This window comes from Arthrobacter methylotrophus, assembly GCF_039539965.1.
Taxonomy (GTDB): Bacteria; Actinomycetota; Actinomycetes; order Actinomycetales; family Micrococcaceae; genus Arthrobacter; species Arthrobacter methylotrophus.
In genome coordinates, this window is the sequence record NZ_BAABED010000001.1 from 882,936 (window position 1) to 898,843 (window position 15,908).

The 15,908-nt window shown below is 64.1% G+C and carries 15 protein-coding genes and 1 riboswitch; of the genes, 6 read left to right on the forward strand and 9 right to left on the reverse strand.

Features of this window, described 5'->3' with window-relative positions:
• Positions 1-10: 10 nt before the first annotated feature.
• Together ABD884_RS04440 and ABD884_RS04445 are read right to left on the reverse strand one after the other, a co-directional pair.
• The gene (locus ABD884_RS04440; protein ID WP_376955309.1) at positions 11-712 is read right to left on the reverse strand and encodes a DUF1003 domain-containing protein; all 702 of its coding nucleotides are present in this window, start codon (positions 710-712) and stop codon (positions 11-13) included.
• Positions 705-1,988 (reverse strand): magnesium transporter MgtE N-terminal domain-containing protein, encoded by a 1,284-nt coding sequence (locus ABD884_RS04445; RefSeq protein WP_028264926.1) that lies wholly within the window; start codon positions 1,986-1,988, stop codon positions 705-707. The genes ABD884_RS04440 and ABD884_RS04445 overlap by 8 nt, the downstream gene beginning before the upstream one ends.
• Positions 1,989-2,065: 77 nt before the next feature.
• Between ABD884_RS04445 and ABD884_RS04450 the strand changes: the two genes are divergently transcribed.
• Positions 2,066-2,887: a YflT domain-containing protein gene (locus tag ABD884_RS04450; RefSeq protein ID WP_345037889.1), complete on the forward strand. Its 822-nt coding sequence runs from the start codon at positions 2,066-2,068 to the stop codon at positions 2,885-2,887.
• Positions 2,888-3,029: 142 nt separating this feature from the next.
• Here ABD884_RS04450 and ABD884_RS04455 read toward each other — a convergent pair whose 3' ends face one another.
• Complete coding sequence (locus tag ABD884_RS04455; RefSeq protein ID WP_345037897.1) at positions 3,030-4,613, reverse strand: aminopeptidase P family protein; 1,584 nt, start codon at positions 4,611-4,613, stop codon at positions 3,030-3,032.
• An 80-nt stretch (positions 4,614-4,693) separates the two neighbouring features.
• On the opposite strand from ABD884_RS04455, the gene ABD884_RS04460 reads away from it, so the two are divergent.
• Entirely contained in the window at positions 4,694-5,539 is an 846-nt protein-coding gene (locus ABD884_RS04460; RefSeq protein WP_028264924.1) for a PHP domain-containing protein, read from the forward strand.
• A gap of 140 nt (positions 5,540-5,679) precedes the next feature.
• On the opposite strand, the gene ABD884_RS04465 is transcribed toward ABD884_RS04460, so the two are convergent.
• The 4 genes from ABD884_RS04465 to thiE all read right to left on the reverse strand — a co-directional run bounded on the left by ABD884_RS04465 (position 5,680) and on the right by thiE (position 10,744).
• Complete coding sequence (locus ABD884_RS04465; protein ID WP_345037906.1) at positions 5,680-6,543, reverse strand: DNA-methyltransferase; 864 nt, start codon at positions 6,541-6,543, stop codon at positions 5,680-5,682.
• 8 nt (positions 6,544-6,551) lie between these two features.
• Positions 6,552-8,246, reverse strand: coding sequence for a DEAD/DEAH box helicase (locus ABD884_RS04470; RefSeq protein ID WP_345037912.1), 1,695 nt, complete (start codon positions 8,244-8,246; stop codon positions 6,552-6,554).
• Positions 8,247-8,532: 286 nt separating this feature from the next.
• Entirely contained in the window at positions 8,533-10,017 is a 1,485-nt protein-coding gene (locus tag ABD884_RS04475; protein ID WP_345037919.1) for an RNB domain-containing ribonuclease, read from the reverse strand.
• A gap of 37 nt (positions 10,018-10,054) precedes the next feature.
• Positions 10,055-10,744 carry a thiamine phosphate synthase gene (gene thiE, locus ABD884_RS04480; RefSeq protein WP_345037928.1) on the reverse strand — a complete coding sequence of 230 codons (690 nt, stop codon included), beginning with the start codon at positions 10,742-10,744 and terminating at the stop codon, positions 10,055-10,057.
• Positions 10,745-10,770: 26 nt separating this feature from the next.
• Positions 10,771-10,890, forward strand: a riboswitch (TPP riboswitch).
• Between thiE and thiO the strand changes: the two genes are divergently transcribed.
• The 4 genes from thiO to ABD884_RS04500 all read left to right on the forward strand — a co-directional run bounded on the left by thiO (position 10,882) and on the right by ABD884_RS04500 (position 13,981).
• Positions 10,882-12,213 (forward strand): glycine oxidase ThiO, encoded by a 1,332-nt coding sequence (gene thiO, locus ABD884_RS04485; protein ID WP_345037934.1) that lies wholly within the window; start codon positions 10,882-10,884, stop codon positions 12,211-12,213. It overlaps the preceding riboswitch by 9 nt.
• The gene (thiS, locus tag ABD884_RS04490; RefSeq protein ID WP_028264918.1) at positions 12,210-12,446 is read left to right on the forward strand and encodes a sulfur carrier protein ThiS; all 237 of its coding nucleotides are present in this window, start codon (positions 12,210-12,212) and stop codon (positions 12,444-12,446) included. The genes thiO and thiS overlap by 4 nt, the downstream gene beginning before the upstream one ends.
• Positions 12,447-12,449: 3 nt before the next feature.
• Positions 12,450-13,256, forward strand: coding sequence for a thiazole synthase (locus tag ABD884_RS04495; RefSeq protein ID WP_028264917.1), 807 nt, complete (start codon positions 12,450-12,452; stop codon positions 13,254-13,256).
• A gap of 59 nt (positions 13,257-13,315) precedes the next feature.
• Positions 13,316-13,981 (forward strand): 4a-hydroxytetrahydrobiopterin dehydratase, encoded by a 666-nt coding sequence (locus ABD884_RS04500; protein WP_345037948.1) that lies wholly within the window; start codon positions 13,316-13,318, stop codon positions 13,979-13,981.
• Between the two features lie 152 nt (positions 13,982-14,133).
• Here ABD884_RS04500 and ABD884_RS04505 read toward each other — a convergent pair whose 3' ends face one another.
• On the reverse strand, positions 14,134-14,910 hold the full coding sequence (locus ABD884_RS04505; protein ID WP_345035613.1) for an amino acid ABC transporter ATP-binding protein: 777 nt from the start codon (positions 14,908-14,910) through the stop codon (positions 14,134-14,136).
• Positions 14,907-15,896 (reverse strand): amino acid ABC transporter permease, encoded by a 990-nt coding sequence (locus tag ABD884_RS04510; RefSeq protein WP_425548254.1) that lies wholly within the window; start codon positions 15,894-15,896, stop codon positions 14,907-14,909. The genes ABD884_RS04505 and ABD884_RS04510 overlap by 4 nt, the downstream gene beginning before the upstream one ends.
• Positions 15,897-15,908 lie beyond the last annotated feature (12 nt).

Sequence of the window (15,908 nt, forward strand, 5' to 3'; positions counted from 1 at the left end):
GGGAGGATCTTCAGCTTTCAGGCTGGGTGGGGGAACCTGGGTTCGGCGAGGTGCCGACCGCGGAGAGTCCGGATTCGGGCTGGGTGGCACTTGAATGGGCGGGGTGGACTTTCGGGATTTGCTGTGTCCGGGGATTGCGCTGTTTGTCGCGCTTGTCCTTGGCTTTGTCTTTGGCTTTGTCTTTGTCGCCATCGTTCGAGCCATTGGCCTTGTTCGTGCCCATTTCCTCCTGCGCTTCGAGCAAATCCGTCAGCAGCGAGCGGAGTTCGGCCCGCACGTAGTCCCTGGTGGCCACCTCGCGCAGGACGATGCGAAGTGCCGCCACCTCGCGGGTCAGGTACTCCGTGTCCGCAAGGTTACGCTCGTCGCGGGCGCGGTCTTGCTCGATGGTCACCCGGTCCCGGTCGTCCTGGCGGTTCTGGGCCAACAGGATGAGGGGAGCTGCGTAGGAGGCCTGCGTGGAGAAGAAGAGATTGAGGAGGATGAACGGGTAGGGATCCCACTGGAGACCGAACAGGCCGACCACATTGAACGCGATCCAGACAATGACGAAGATCGTCATGTAGAACAGGAAGTTGGCCGTGCCCATGTAGCGGGCAAAGCGCTCGGCGAAGCGGCCGAACGCATCGGGATCGCTGCTGAAATTCGGCAGCATGCGGGAACGCAGCTCGAGCGGGGTGTCCAGCCCGCCGGTGGCGTGCTTCTCAGCCAATTCGACCTCCTAGTTTCCTGATCGGGGCTCCATCTTCGTGGGTTCTCCAGTCGTCCGGGAGCAAACGGTCCAAGAGGTCATCAACAGTCACCGCCCCCACCAAGCGGCCGGCGCTGTTGACTACCGGGAGGGAATTGAGGTTGTAGGAGGCCATGGTGTGGCTGACCTCGCTGACGCTTGCGTGATCCGAAACCGGTTCGAGGTTCTTGTCCACGATGCTGCCCAGCTGCTCCGGCGGTGCGCTCCGGAGCAATTGCTGGATATGCACGACGCCGAGGAATCGCCCTGTGGGGGTCTCCAAGGGTGGGCGGCAAATAAAGATGGCCGAAGCCAGGGCAGGGGAGAGTTCTTCGCTACGAACATGAGCCAGCGCTTCAGCGACCGTAGCTTCCGGGGGAAGGATGACCGGGACAGGGGTCATCAGACCGCCGGCTGTGTCTTCGTCATATTGCAGGAGCCTACGGACGTCATCGGCCTCGTCGGGCTCCATCAAGAGCAGCAGTTCCTCCGCTTTTGCGGAGGGCAAATCAGCCAGCAGGTCCGCGGCGTCGTCCGGGTCCATTTCTTCCAGCACGTCTGCGGCACGTTCATTGTCCAGCGCGGACAGCAGCGTTACCTGGTCCTCTTCCGGCAATTCCTGGAGCACGTCGGCCAGTCGTTCATCCTGGAGCTCACTGGCCACCTCGATCCTGCGCTTGTCCGACATTTCCTGGAGCGCATCGGCGAAGTCTGCAGGCTTGAGGTCCTCGTGCGTGGCCACGAAATGGCTGGCACCCTGTGGATCGTTATCGGAGCCTTGCAGCGTGTCCGCCCAGTCCACCAGCAGCGTGTGGCCCCGACGCAGCCCCCTTAGCCTTGAGGTGGATGTGCCACGGCGAACGAAGAGCTTGGAGACCAGCCAGTCGCCGTTGCGCTGCTGGTCCATGGCGATGTCTTCGATGATGGCGTCGCCGCTGCCGTCCTTGAGTGTCACCTTGCGGTCAAAGAGTTCGCCCACCACGAGTTGCTCGGCGCCGCGTTGTTGGAATCGGCGCAGATTGACCAGCCCGGTGCAGATGATCTGGCTCTGGTCCATGGACGTCAGCCGGGTCATGGGGACGAAGACCCGCTTCTTGCCCGGAACTTCGACGACGATACCCACAGCGTGCGGGGCTCCGCGCAATCCGCGTGAGAGCACCACGACATCACGCAGCCGGCCCAGGCGATCGCCCAAGGGGTCGAAGACGTCGAGGCCGAGCAAGCGCGCAACAAAGATGCGTGAAGGATTTCTGCTCACCCTTACAGGCTACCGAGTCTGCTCTCCTTTAGCTGAATTTCAGCCGGTTCACATGTGTATAGGACAGAATGGGGGGTATGGCGAACATTTTCGGTGCCCCCAAGGCCACGGAGGAATCCCGCAGCGTCCCCAAGGGTGACACTGTTGGCTCCTACACCTCCTATCTTGATGCCCAGAAGGCGGTGGATTATCTGGCCGACCAGCAGTTCCCGGTCCAACATGTCTCCATTGTGGGAAACGACCTCAAAATGGTGGAGCGGGTCACAGGACGGCTCAGCTACCCGCGTGTCGCGTTCTCGGGTGCCCTGAGCGGCATGTGGTTCGGCCTCTTCGTCGGGGTCATGCTTTCGTTCTTCACCCCGGCTGGGGGACCGTTCTCGATTGTGACCTCGGTGCTCATGGGTGCGGCCTTCTTCATGCTTTTTGGGATCGTCACCTACGCCGCACAGCGCGGGAAGCGGGACTTCACCTCCACCAGTCAGGTTGTGGCGACCAACTATGACGTCATTGTCGCGTTGGAAGCATCACAGGAAGCCCGCCGTCTCCTTCACCAACTGCCGATGAATCCCTCCGAGGCAGCGTTTGGACGGCATCCGCAGGCATACCCTCCGCAGGACCACCAGAACCCGCCGGTCCAGCCTGGTCCTTCGAAGCGCCCGGGTCCGGAACGGCCGGCGTCCTGGCAGGACCCCTATGGCCAACGCAGCCCCGAGACCGGGCAGGGAACGGCCGGCGAGGCCGCCCGTCCGGTTCCGGATGCCCCAGTCGAGGCAGCTCGGCCGACAGCCGCTGTCCGCTACCCGGACCTTCCGGACGGCAGGCCACAGTACGGTGTGCGGGTGAACGATGGCGGAAACAGCGAGCAAGGCGCCAACGGCGAGGACACCGCCAAGGACTAGCCGCAAGCAGCGCCCAGCATCGCGGCGGTTCGGCAGTCCGGCGAGATCGCTGCCCGTCACCACTACTAGGACAGCGCAAGCAAAAGAGGCGGGCTGCCGGATCAGTATCCGGTAGCCCGCCTCCCGCGTTCTGCTTCAGTGGCTAGGATTCGGCATCCTGGTAGATGCCCGCCATCCATGACTCGACGTCGTCGGCCTTGCGGGGGAGGGCCGCGCTGAGGTTGACGGGACCGTCAACAGTCATCAGGATGTCGTCCTCGATCCGGACACCGGTTCCGCGGTACTCCTCGGGAATGGCGAGGTCCTCGTTCTTGAAGTAGAGCCCCGGTTCGATAGTGAAGACCATGCCCGCGGTGAGTACTCCGTCCAGGTAGAGGTCACGCTTGGCCTGGGCACAGTCGTGGACCTCCAAGCCAAGGTGGTGGCTGGTTCCGTGGGGCATCCAGCGGCGGTGCTGCTGGCCCTCGCTGCTGATGGCCTCCTCCACGGAGACGGGCAGCAAGCCCCACTCGGCGAGGCGCTCGGCAAGGACTGTGGTGGCTGCGGTATGGATGTCGCGGAACTTCACTCCCGGCCGGGCTACGGCAAATCCGGCGTCGGCCGCGTCAAGGACCGCTTCATAGACCTTGCGCTGGACGTCTGAGAATTTCCCGTTGGCTGGAATGGTCCGGGTGACGTCTGCTGTGTAGAGCGAATCCGCCTCCACTCCGGCGTCCAGCAGTAGGAGATCGCCGGCGTTGACCTTGCCCGTGTTCCGGGTCCAGTGCAGCACGGTGGCGTTGTTTCCCGCGGCCGCGATCGTGTCGTAGCCGAGCTCGTTCCCTTCCTCACGGGCGCGCGCGAAGAAAGCGCCTTCGATGACGCGTTCACCGCGGTGGTGGGTCATGGCCCGGGGCAAGGCGCGGACCACGTCGGCGAAGCCCTCCACCGTCGCGGCAACGGCGACCTTCATTTGCTCGATTTCCCAGGCGTCCTTGAGCAAACGCAATTCGGAGAGGGCCTCGCTCAGCAGTTCGTCCAGGGCATCGAGTTCTCCGAGATCCAGGTTGTCCGGATCCTTGGCTGTGTTGTAGCGGGCCGTGTCCACGAGGGCATCAATGTTTTCGTCAACTTTGCGGACCAGACGGATGGAGATGCCGCCGATTTCCGGTGCACCGACATTCTTGGTGATGGCCATCTCGAGTTCGTCGATATGCGCCGTCTTGAGGCCAAGGCGCGCTTCGAATTCAGCGAGCGTCGGACGCGCGCCGATCCAGAACTCACCGGAACGCGAGTCGGCGTAGAACTGTTCGGTGTCGCGGCCGGCCAACGGACGGAAGTAGAGCGTCGCACGGTGGTTGCCGCCGTCGTCGCCGGTTCCCTCCTCGACGGGTTCCAGGACCAGCACGGCATCGGGCTCGTGGTCCAGGCCCAAGCCCGTGAGGTGGGCAAAGCCGGAGTGGGGGCGGAATCGATAGTCGCAATCGTTCGAGCGGACCTTGAGCGGACCCGCAGGCACGACGAGGCGCAAACCGGAAAATTTGTCGGAGATGGCCCGACGACGCGTGGCGGCATGGTCTGCAACGGTGTCGCGCGCAGGGGTTACCTGCGGCGCGGGCGCCCAATTGCTGGCCATGAACGCCTTGAAGGCATCGGATGTGGGCCGCTGGGAACGGTTGTTGACGCGTTCCTCCAGCGGCTGGGAGGCTGTGTTTTCACCGTTTTGGGTGTTTTCTGCATCTTTCACCGTCCCATCGTCCCATCAAGCCCTGCGCTAGGCCAACGTCGCAACGGTCCAAGCGGTCCTTGATCAAATAGGCTGGGAAAGTGAAGATCGACCTGCATGCGCACTCCAATGTTTCTGACGGGACCGAGGCTCCCGCGGGAGTGATCGCTTCGGCTTCTGCCGCGGGTCTGGATGTGGTGGCCCTGACCGACCACGACTCCACTGACGGTTGGGGCGGGGCGTCCACCGCCGCCCTCGAGTACGGCATTGCTTTCGTGCCGGGCATGGAGATTTCCTGCCGGACGCGGGAGGGGATCAGCGTCCATTTGTTGAGCTACCTTCATGATCCCGGGCATCCCGGCTTGCTCGAAGAAATTACCAAGGCGAAGGATGCGAGGCTTACACGGGCCAAACGCATGGTCACGCTCCTGGCCGAGGATTACCCCTTGAGCTGGGACGACGTGATCCACCATGTGGCTCCCGGTGCGACCGTGGGCCGCCCGCACATCGCCGATGCCCTTGTGGCCGCTGGCGCGGTGGCAGACCGGTCCGAGGCTTTCACCGCGATTCTGACCTCCCACTCACGCTACTTCGTGCAGCACTATGCACCTGACCCGGCGGTCGCCGTCGAACTCGTCCGGGCGGCGGGCGGCGTCCCGGTCTTCGCCCACCCTGTGGCCTCGGCCCGCGGCCGGGTGGTCGGGGAACGGACATACAGGGAGATGATCGACGCCGGCCTCCAAGGGCTGGAAGTCGAACACCGCGATAATCCTGAAGAAGGCCGCGTGTTCCTGCGTCGCATGGCCGCCGAGCACGGGTTGTTCATGACGGGTTCGTCCGACTACCACGGAACGGGCAAACCGAATTTGCTCGGGGAGAACCTGACGTCCCCGGAGGTCCTGGCCCGCATCGAGGAACTGGGCACGGGAAGCACGGTAGTCCGCTAACCTTCCGGCCCAACTGACTGGCATTTGTTGTCGTTCTCAGTCTTCAGAGCGACAACAAGTGCGAGCTAGTTGGGGTAGGAGATGGCCTTGCCGTTCAGGGTTCCCTGGCCGAGCCTGCGAGGCGAGGGTGGCGGTGGGGACTAGTTGGGGTAGAAGATGGCCCTGCCGTCCAGACGCTTACGCATCACATCGATAGCCGGCGCGTTTTGGTCCACGCACACGAACCTGCGCCCCAATTTCGCCGCGACCGAACCAAGCGTGCCGGAACCGGCAAAGAAGTCCAGGCACCAGTCGCCTGGCCGGCTCGATGCCGTCACGATCCGGCGGACAAGTCCTTCCGGCTTTTGCGTGGGATAGCCCGTCTTTTCCCGGCCCGTAGGCGAAACGATGGTGTGCCACCACACGTCCGTGGGCAGCTTTCCCAGTTCCCGTTTGGCCGGCGTCACCAGGCCCGGCGCCATGTACGGCTCGCGGTCCACCTCGGCGTTGTCGAAGTGGTATCTGGCGGGGTTTTTGACGTACACGAGGATGTTGTCGTGCTTGGTGGGCCAGCGGTTCTTGGCACGGGCGCCGTAGTCGTAAGCCCAGATGATCTCGTTCAGGAAGCATTCGCGGCCGAAGATCGAGTCCAGCATCACCTTGGCGTAGTGCACCTCACGGTAGTCCAGGTGCAGGTACAAGGTGCCGTCGTCGGCGAGCAAGCGCCAAGCTTCCAGGAGCCGTGGTTCCAGGAAGGACCAGTAGTCGCTGAAGGCGTCGTCGTAGCTGTGCAGGGCGCCTTTGATGGTGTCATAGGACCGCCCCTTGAAGCCGACGCGGTCGCCGTCGCCGTCGGCGTTGCGGACCATGCGGGTTTCCTGGCGCCGCTGGACCCGGCCTGTATTGAAGGGCGGGTCCACGTAGATCAGTGTGAAGGCGCCGTCCGGCAGAGTCGGGAGGAAATCCGCGTTGTCCGCGTGCACCACCAAATTGCTGCCGTCCGGCGCCCAAACAGTCTCTGTCATTGAAGCCGTTAAGCCTCGGTGCTCTCGGCGGACGCGCCGGAAGCGGTGACTACTTCGCCGTTGCGGCGACGGGTGCGGGAACGGCGTGCGCGGGCAGGCTTGTCCTCGCCGGACTGTGGCTGGGTCGCGTGTGACTCGGCAGTACCTTCAGCGGGGGCTGCCTCGCCTTCGGACGTACGACGGCGGCGCGTGCGGTTGCGTCCGCCGTCGCCGTTGCCCTCACGCGAGGGAGCATCGCCGGATTTGGCGCCGCGGCCTCCACTTTCGCGTCCGCCGTCGCGGCCGGAGCGTCCACGCCCGGAATCGCTGCCGGAACGGGAGTTCTTCTTGCCGGTCTCGCCGAGGTCTTCGAGGACCTCGGCGTCGACGCCCGCAAGGGTGCGCTGGTTGCGGGGCAGGCGTCCCTTGGTGCCGGCCGGGATGTCGAGCTCCTCGAAGAGGTGCGGCGAGGAGGAGTAGGTTTCCACCGGCTCCGGGACGCTCAGGCCGAGTGCCTTGTTGATCAGGCCCCAGCGGGGCATGTCGTCCCAGTCGACGAAAGTCACGGCGGTGCCCTTGTTGCCGGCTCGGCCGGTGCGGCCGACGCGGTGCAAGTAGATCTTTTCGTCTTCGACGCACTGGTAGTTGATGACGTGCGTGACGTCGTCGACGTCGATGCCCCGGGCAGCGACGTCAGTGGCGACCAGGACGTCAACCTTGTTGTTGCGGAAAGCGCGCAGGGCCTGCTCGCGGGCGCCCTGGCCGAGGTCGCCGTGGATGGCGGCGGCGGCGAAGCCGCGGTCCACGAGCTCTTCGGCAACCTTGGCAGCGGTGCGCTTGGTCTTGGTGAAGATGATGGTGCGGCCGCGGCCGCGGGCCTGCAGGATGCGGGCCACGACCTCGATCTTGTCCATGCTGTGGGCGCGGTAGATCAGCTGGCGGATGTCCCGCTTCGTCAGGCCTTCGTCATTCGGGTCTGCGGCACGGATGTGCGTGGGCTGCGTCATGTAGCGACGGGCCATGGCAATGACGGGGCCGGGCATGGTGGCTGAGAAGAGAAGAGTCTGGCGGACGGCGGGAGTGCCGGCAATCAGGGTCTCGACGTCTGGAAGGAATCCGAGGTCAAGCATCTCGTCCGCTTCATCGAGAATCACCATGCGGACGTTTTTCAGGGTCAGGTGCTTCTGCTTGTAGAGGTCGATCAAACGGCCGGGTGTGCCGACCACAACCTCGACGCCCTTCTGCAGGGCTTCGATCTGCGGCTCGTAAGCGCGGCCGCCGTAGATGGTGGCGATGCGCGCGTTGCGCTTCCGGGACGCCGTCTGGAGGTCGTTGGCCACCTGAACAGCAAGTTCGCGGGTAGGTACGATCACAAGGGCCTGGGGAGCACCCGGGACAGCGAGCTTGTCGTAGCCGGCGTCATCCGGGCCCACGACGCGCTGCAGGGCCGGGATGCCGAAGCCGAGCGTCTTTCCAGTGCCGGTTTTGGCCTGGCCGATGATGTCGTGTCCGCCCAAGGCGACCGGGAGGGTCATGGCCTGGATGGGGAAAGGGTGGGTGATTCCGGCGTCGGCGAGCGATTCAACGATGTCGGCGCGGACGTTGTAGTCGGCGAAGGACTTTTCTGCGATTTCGTGGGGTATTTCGTCCGAGGAAATGGTCTCCTCGGGTTCGATCGTTTCGGTTCCGTCTGTCAGAACTTCATGGGTGTGCAATTCACTCACAGTGGAGTTTCCTTATTCATTTGGGCTGCGCCGCGTGCTCAACGGTGGTGGCAGGGCCGTTCCGGAGCACGAATGGGCGCAAGCAAATCCAGTGGAAGCCGATCGCGGGCTATCTAAATACTGGCACTGGGGACCAGCTGGTGTATCTCAAGATCGCGTAGGGGCGGGCTTGTTGACGTCAAAAAATTATCTGAATCAACGACCGGGCATCCATTACTACTTACACAGTCTACCGTCTGGGGGCAATAAACCCCGGATCGCGGTCTTGGTTCGCGAACGAACGGCGCTACCGAAGCAGTTCGAAGGTGATTTGGCGGCTCGCGATGTCCGCGTCAAGCAGTTTCACGCGGACTTTCGTGCCGGACTCCATTTCGCCGTCGCAGCGGGCTGTTATCGCGGGCTCGGCAATTTGTACGACGCCGTACGGGCCGTGCGCGGATCCGTTGCCATTGCCGTTGCCATTTCCGTTGTTTTTGGCAGGCTTCGATCCGGAGATCACCAGGGCGTCGAACTCCTGGCCGATGTGGTTCATCACGAGTGCTGCCTCCACGGTGTCCAAGGCCAGGCGCTCGAGCTTGCCGGCAAGCTGATCAGACGACGCCATGATTGCTGGCAAGCTCGGCAGGGCGTCCCTCGCCCAACCGGGAATCTCGGTTCCGTTACTCAGTGCTTCGCAGATGACCAAGACGAAGCGATCGATCAGGCGGCGCAACGGCGCGGTCGCGTGGGCATACGGTGCGCCGATCGCCGACTGCAGGACACTGTCCGGTACCTCGCCATCGAAAGGCGTGTAGCCCGCGCCGCGGAAAAGCATCCCCGCGGAATGGAGGATGGCCAGCTGCCGGGGGTCCCTGGCATCGAGGGTCCGTAGATACTCGCCGTAGCTGATCCCGTCGCTCCAAGGTTTGCCGAGGGCACCGGTCTGCCGTTTGAAGTGGCGCAGGGAGCGCTCATCCGGAGCGGGCATGGTGCGCAGGATTCCCACTTTTCCGTCGAGCATCAGCCCGGCGGCGGCCATCCCGGTCATGAGGGAAATCTGGGCATTCCAGTCCTCCACCGGCAGCGAGGGGGCAGCGACGATCCTGTAGCCGCCGCCGTCGGGCAGTTGAACGATTTCCTGTTCCGGCATGTTAAGGCTTGCCCCGCCGCGGCGGCGTTCGAGTTCCACCCGCTTGAGGCCGACTTCCTTGAGGAGCCGGAGGACGGGATCAGCTGTCCCGGCGTCGATTTGTGCCTGGACGCCCTTGTAGTCGAGCTTGGCACGGCTGCGCACGCTTGCCCGGCGCACGGAGACCTTGTGGAATTCCGCCTCGGCGTCGAGCTCGAAGTCCCACACGAACGCGCCGCAGGTCTGGCCGGCGAGCAGGCTTCCGGCGTTCTCGCTGATGATCTCCGGGTGCAGCGGTATGCGGCCGTCCGGGGCATAGAACGTTTGTCCGCGGTGGCGGGTCTCGGCGTCGAGCGCCCCTCCCGGGGGCACAAAGGAGGGCACATCGGAGATGGCGTAGAGCACCCGGTATCCATCCCTGGACCCTTCGATGAAGAGGGCTTGGTCAAGGTCCGTGGATGAGGCCGGGTCGATCGTGATGAACGGAACGTCCGTGAGGTCCTGCGTCGGCAGGGCGTGGCGGGAAACCGCCGCTTCGGCGTCGCGCATCGCGTCAGCGGGATAGCCTGCGGGCAGCTCGAGTTCCGTCCGAAGCGCGGCGAGCGCTTCCGCCAGCGTGTTCGACGTTTCACTGACATTCGGGGCTATCCGCTGATGTGACACGAAAGTCAGGGTAGCGCCAAAATCTCCCGGAGTCTCGCTAGGCCGTCGCTGCATCGAGGGCAGCCAGGAGCGCCTGTGCAGCCGCCGTCGGATCGTCCGCCTCCGTGATGGCCCGCACGACCACGATGCGGCTGGCGCCCGCCCGCACAACCTCTTCCACGTTGCCGAGATCGATGCCCCCGATCGCAAACCAAGGGAGCACAACACCGCCCACTGTCTCTTCGTCTGCCCTTTTCACGGCGTCCGCGGCGTACCGCACCAGATCGAGCCCGACGGCGGAGCGTCCCGGCTTGGTCGGCGTTGCCCAGACCGGACCGACGCAGAAGTAGTCCAGGCCGCTGCGCCCCGGCGACGCGGCGATCGCGGCGTCAATCTGCTCGGGCGTGTGGGTGGAGAGGCCGATGACGGTGGGGTCGTGGAGCAGCTTCCGGGCCGAGCGCAGCGGAATGTCCTTCTGGCCGATATGGAACACGGGAGCGCCGGAGAGCGATGCCACATCCGCGCGGTCGTTCACTGCCCAGAGCCGCCCGTGGCGGTGTGCGACCGAGTGCAGGACCTCCAGGAGCTCCAGTTCCTCAGCCGCTTCAATGGTCTTGTCGCGCAGCTGGATGATATCCACGCCGCCTTCGAATGCGGCATCGACAAATTGCTCAAAGTCGCCTTGCTGCTTGCGGGCGTCGGTGCAGAGGTAGAGGCGGGCAGTGGTGTGGAGAGCGTGCTGGGTCATGGAAACAGAGTAGTTCCTCTAAACTGGGTTAGTACCGCGGGAGCCGCGGCGGCAGTCACAATCGCCGCGCGGCTGAGAGGGCTTCAGCGCCGACCGCTTGACCTGATCCGGCTAGTACCGGCGTAGGGAAGGACCCCATGGACGAAGTAACCATTCAGCACGAACCCCTGCACGAGCATCTGCACGCGGACGTGGCGGTGATCGGGGGCGGGGTTATTGGCCTCGGCATCGCATGGGAAGCCCGCAGATCCGGCCGCTCCGTGGTTCTGATCGACCCGGCACCGGCCAGCGGTGCTACCTTCGCGGCGGCGGGTATGTTGGCGCCCGTCAGCGAACTGCACTACCAGGAGGAAGACCTCCTGGAACTCATGCTCGAATCGGCGGCGTTGTGGCCGAACTTCGAACGCGGGTTGTCCGGATCACCCGACGGAACCGCCTGGAATCGAACGGGATACCGTACGACGCCGACCCTCGCCGTCGGCGCGGACGCAGCAGACCGGCGGGCGCTCGCCGACCTCCGCGACGTCCAGTTGGCCAACGGCCTCGTGGTGGAATCTGTGCCGTTGCGTGAGGCCCGGGAGCGTGAGCCCCTCCTGAGTCCGCAGATTTCCTGTGCCTTCGACATTCCCGGTGACCACCAAGTGGATCCCCGAAAATTTGCCGCGGCGATTCTTGTCGCGTTGGCAGACCACCAGCCCGGCGACTCCAGCTGGATTTCGGGAGCCGAGGATGGCTTTGCGCTCCGCGACAAAGCGGCGAGCCTCCTGTGGGAGAACGGCCGAGTTGCCGGGGCCGAGCTCGATTCAGGCACCAGCGTGATCGCCAACGAGACTGTGGTTGCCAACGGACTGGGTGCTGCCCGGCTGAACGGCTTGCCGCCTGGCTTGTCCCTCCCGCTACGGCCCGTGTATGGCGACATCTTGAGGCTCCGGGTCCCGGAACACCTCCGGCCCCTCGTCACCGCCACGGTCCGCGGAATGGTGCGCGGAGTGCCCGTGTACATCGTCCCGCGTGATGACGGGACGATTGTGATCGGCGCGACGCAACGCGAGGACGGTCTGTCGGCGTCGGGAGCGTCGGCCGATCCGGTGTCGGCGGGCGGGGTGTACCAGTTGCTCCGCGACGCCCAGGTGCTGGTGCCGGCCGTAGCTGAACTGGAACTCCTGGAAGCAACTGCGCGTGCCCGTCCGGGCACGCCGGACAACGCGCCGCTGCTGGGCCGTGTAAAAGGTACCGAAAATGAAGGAGCCGTGCCCGGCCTCATCGTAGCCAGCGGTTTTTTCCGCCACGGTGTGCTCCTCACTCCGGCAGCGGCAAAAATCTGCATCGGGCTCATGGACGGTTCCGCCGATCCGCGCTGGAATAAGTTCCGGCCGGACCGCTTCTCCCGCCCACTCCCAGCAGCCGGCGCCGCAAGAAGCGGCCCGCAAGCCGTCACCCCACACCTCCATCCGAAGGACCACGCATGAACATCACCTTGAATGGCGCAGCCCACACGCTGAGCGACGACGCCTCCGTGACCACTCTCGTTCGCCACATCACCGGAAGGGTGGTGGATGCCAATGGCCAGGCGGCTGACGGACGCAAGATCGGCGTCGCCGTGGCACGCAATTCCGAAGTGGTGCCGCGCAGCCAATGGGCTGCCACCGCGCTCGCAGAGGGCGACGAACTCGAAATAGTTACTGCAGTACAGGGAGGCTGAACAATGACTACAGCAAGCACGCAAACAGCAAGCACCCAAACCGATGCCTTGGTGATCGATGGCATTGAGTTCGGCTCGCGCCTCATCATGGGGACGGGGGGAGCCCCGAGCCTCGACGGACTGGGGGCGGCCCTGCTGGCTTCCGGCACCGAGCTCACCACGGTTGCCATGCGGAGGTACTCACCGACGGAAACAGGTTCCCTCTTCCAGCTGCTGGTAGACCACGGCGTCCGCGTCCTGCCCAACACCGCTGGTTGTTTCACCGCCAAGGACGCTGTCATGACAGCGGAGCTTGCCCGGGAGGCCTTGGAAACGGATTGGGTGAAGCTCGAAGTCATCGCCGACGAACACACGCTGCTGCCGGATGCCGTGGAGTTGGTGGATGCAACGGAGAAACTCGTCGACCGCGGTTTCAAGGTTTTCGCCTACACCAACGACGACCCCGTGCTGGCGCTTCGCCTGGAAAACCTCGGAGCCACGGCCGTAATGCCCTTGGGCGCGCCGATCGGCACCGGCCTCGGAATCCTGAATCCGCACAACATCGAACTGATTGTGTCCCGCGCTTCAGTGCCGGTAGTGCTCGACGCCGGCATCGGCACTGCCTCCGATGCCGCCCTGGCCATGGAGTTGGGCTGCGACGCCGTGCTTCTGGCCACTGCCGTGACCCGCGCGCAGAACCCGGTGCAGATGGGCGAGGCCTTCAAACACGCTGTCATCGCCGGTAGGCTGGCGAAGCAGGCGGGCCGTATCCCGCGCCGTGAACACGCTCTGGCGTCCTCGGCGATGGAAGGCCGGGCCGAGTTCCTCTAGCGGTTACACCGGCCGCTCGGGCGATCCTCCAAAGATTCCACGGCTACGAAGGAGTTCCCATGGCGGGCAAGGATGACATTCTCACCAGGCCCGCCATCGATGGCGCTCTGGCGGAGCTGCCGGACTGGCGGTACCGCCTGGGCGGTCTGGTCACCGTCTACAAATGCCCGACGTCGGCTGCCGCGCTGGAGCTGATCGCCGCCGTCGGGCGCATCGCCGAACAGCAGAACCATCACCCGGACCTGGACTGGCGTTACAACAGGGTGTTCGTCCGCTACACCTCACACGATGCCGGGAGCGAGGTGACCCAGCGAGACGTCCGCGCGGCAAGCGAAGCCGCCCAAGCAGCAGCCGAAGCCGGGGCAGTAGCCGAACCCGGACTCTACCGGACGGTTGAAGTCGGAATCGACACCACGGATCCAGAAGAGATTTCGGACGTCTGGAGGGTGGCGCTTGGCTACCGCAAAGGCCGCTCCGGAGACCTCGAAGATCCGTACGGTCGGGGGCCCAACGTGTGGTTCCAAGCAACGGAAACACCCAATCCGAACCGTATCCACCTGGATGTGCACCGCAGCCAGGCTGAATCGGAACCCACTATTGAGAAGACGGCGGCAACCGGCGCGTTAATGGACCGTGACCACGCACCCAAATGGGTGGTGGTCACGGATTCCCAAGGAAACAGGTTATGCCTCTGCACCGAAGCAGGTCACGAGCCGAATCTGTAGTTAAAAGCCGAAGCGCCGGCGGTGTCCAGGACACTCAAATGTGTCGGTGACAAGCAAGCGGGCTGGTGACGCCCGGATGTGAGTGTCACCGGCCTGTTTGCGCTGCGGTGGTTTGTTTGCGTGTCGAGAGCTGGTTTGCGTGGCGCCGGGGGTCAGAGTACGCGGCTGAGGAATTCTTTGGTGCGTGCGTGTTGGGGGTTTGTGATGATTTCGCGGGGGTCGCCGGTTTCCACGACGATGCCTCCGTCCATGAAGGTCAGGGTGTCGCCGACTTCGCGGGCGAAGCCGATTTCGTGGGTGACCACGATCATGGTCATGCCGGATTTGGCGAGGTCTTTCATGACGTTGAGTACGTCGCCGACGAGTTCGGGGTCCAGGGCTGAGGTGGGTTCGTCGAAGAGCATGAGTTCGGGTTCCATGGCCAGGGCGCGGGCGATCGCGACGCGTTGTTGTTGGCCGCCGGAGAGTTGTCCGGGGTAGTGGTTGGCGCGGTCTGCCAGGCCTACCCGGTCCAGGAGTTCGAGGGCGTCTTTCTTGGCGGCACCCTTGGCTTTGCCCTTGACTTGTATTGGTGCTTCCATGACGTTGTAGAGGGCGGTTTTGTGGGGGAATAGGTTGAAGCGTTGGAAGACCATGCCGATTTCCCGGCGTTGGGCGGAGATTTCCTTGGTTTTCAGGTCGTGGAGGCGGCCGTTGACTTCGCGGTAGCCGATGAGTTGCTCGCCGACGGAGATGCGTCCTGCGCTGATGGTTTCCAGGAGGTTCACGCAGCGGAGCATGGTGGATTTGCCTGATCCCGAGGGGCCGATGACAACGGAGACTTCGCCTTGGTTGACGGTCAGGTCGATGCCGCGGAGGACGTGGTGGGGGCCGAAGTATTTGTGGAGGCCTTCGATGCGTACCAGTGGTTTCTGGGTGGTGCTCGTCATTTTGTCTCGTCCTCGGGGAAGTCCATCCGCAAGGACGGTTCTGCTTCGGCGCTGGGTGCCACTGCCGCGGAGGCCTTCGCGGCTGCGGGGTTGATGAGGGCCGGGGCGAGGTTGGTGTCCACGCCCTTGCCGTAGTAGGCCTCGATGTAGTGTTGGCCGACCATCAGCAGGCTGGTGATGACCAGGTACCAGATGGCTGCCACGATCAGCAGCGGCACCGGGAGATAGATCCGGTTGGCCAGGGCGTTGGTGGCGAAGGTCAGGTCCAGGGTGAAGGGGACGGCCAGGACCAGGGAGGTGGTTTTGAGCATGCCGATGGTTTCGTTGCCGGTGGGCGGGACGATGATGCGCATTGCCTGGGGCAGGATGATCCGCCACATGATTTTGCCTTTGCCCATGCCCAGGGCTTCGGCTGCTTCGGTTTGTCCCTTGTCCACGGATTTCAGGCCGGCCCGGAAGATTTCGGCGAGGTATGCGGATTCGTTGAGGCCAAGTCCCAGAATGGCCGCTACCAGTGCGGTGATGACGGTGCTGGTGTCCATGCTGAACAGCTCGGGGCCGAACGGGATTCCTGCGCTGATTTTGGGGTAGAGGACGGCGATCAGGCCCCAGAAGACCAGCTGTGTGTATACCGGGGTGCCGCGGAAGAACCAGACCCAGGCCCAGCTCGTGTAGCGCAGTACCGGGTTGTCGGATTGGCGCATGACGGCCAGGAGGATGGCCAGGACGATCGCCAGGACCATCGAGGCTACCGTGAGAAGCAGGGTCCAGCCGACGCCCTGGACGACTTTCACGTCCAGGATGTAGGTCCCCACCACGTCCCAACGGAAGTTGTGGTTGGTGATCACGCTTTGCACCATCAGCACGAGGATGCCAACGATGATGACCGCGCTGATCCACCGGCCGGGATGCCTGACCGGCACCGCATCATTCAATACCGGTGCTACGCGGCCTTGCCCACTCGGCAAGCGCTCGAGGGTGCTCACGTTCGTGTCGAT

Coding starts and splice junctions, on each gene's coding strand:
- ABD884_RS04450 (WP_345037889.1), top strand. CDS start 2,066: ATGGCGAACATTTTCGGTGCCCCCAAGGCCACGGAGGAATCCCGCAGC.
- ABD884_RS04465 (WP_345037906.1), bottom strand. CDS start 6,543: ATGACAGAGACTGTTTGGGCGCCGGACGGCAGCAATTTGGTGGTGCAC.
- thiE (WP_345037928.1), bottom strand. CDS start 10,744: ATGACCCAGCACGCTCTCCACACCACTGCCCGCCTCTACCTCTGCACC.
- thiO (WP_345037934.1), top strand. CDS start 10,882: ATGGACGAAGTAACCATTCAGCACGAACCCCTGCACGAGCATCTGCAC.
- thiS (WP_028264918.1), top strand. CDS start 12,210: ATGAACATCACCTTGAATGGCGCAGCCCACACGCTGAGCGACGACGCC.
- ABD884_RS04495 (WP_028264917.1), top strand. CDS start 12,450: ATGACTACAGCAAGCACGCAAACAGCAAGCACCCAAACCGATGCCTTG.
- ABD884_RS04500 (WP_345037948.1), top strand. CDS start 13,316: ATGGCGGGCAAGGATGACATTCTCACCAGGCCCGCCATCGATGGCGCT.
- ABD884_RS04505 (WP_345035613.1), bottom strand. CDS start 14,910: ATGACGAGCACCACCCAGAAACCACTGGTACGCATCGAAGGCCTCCAC.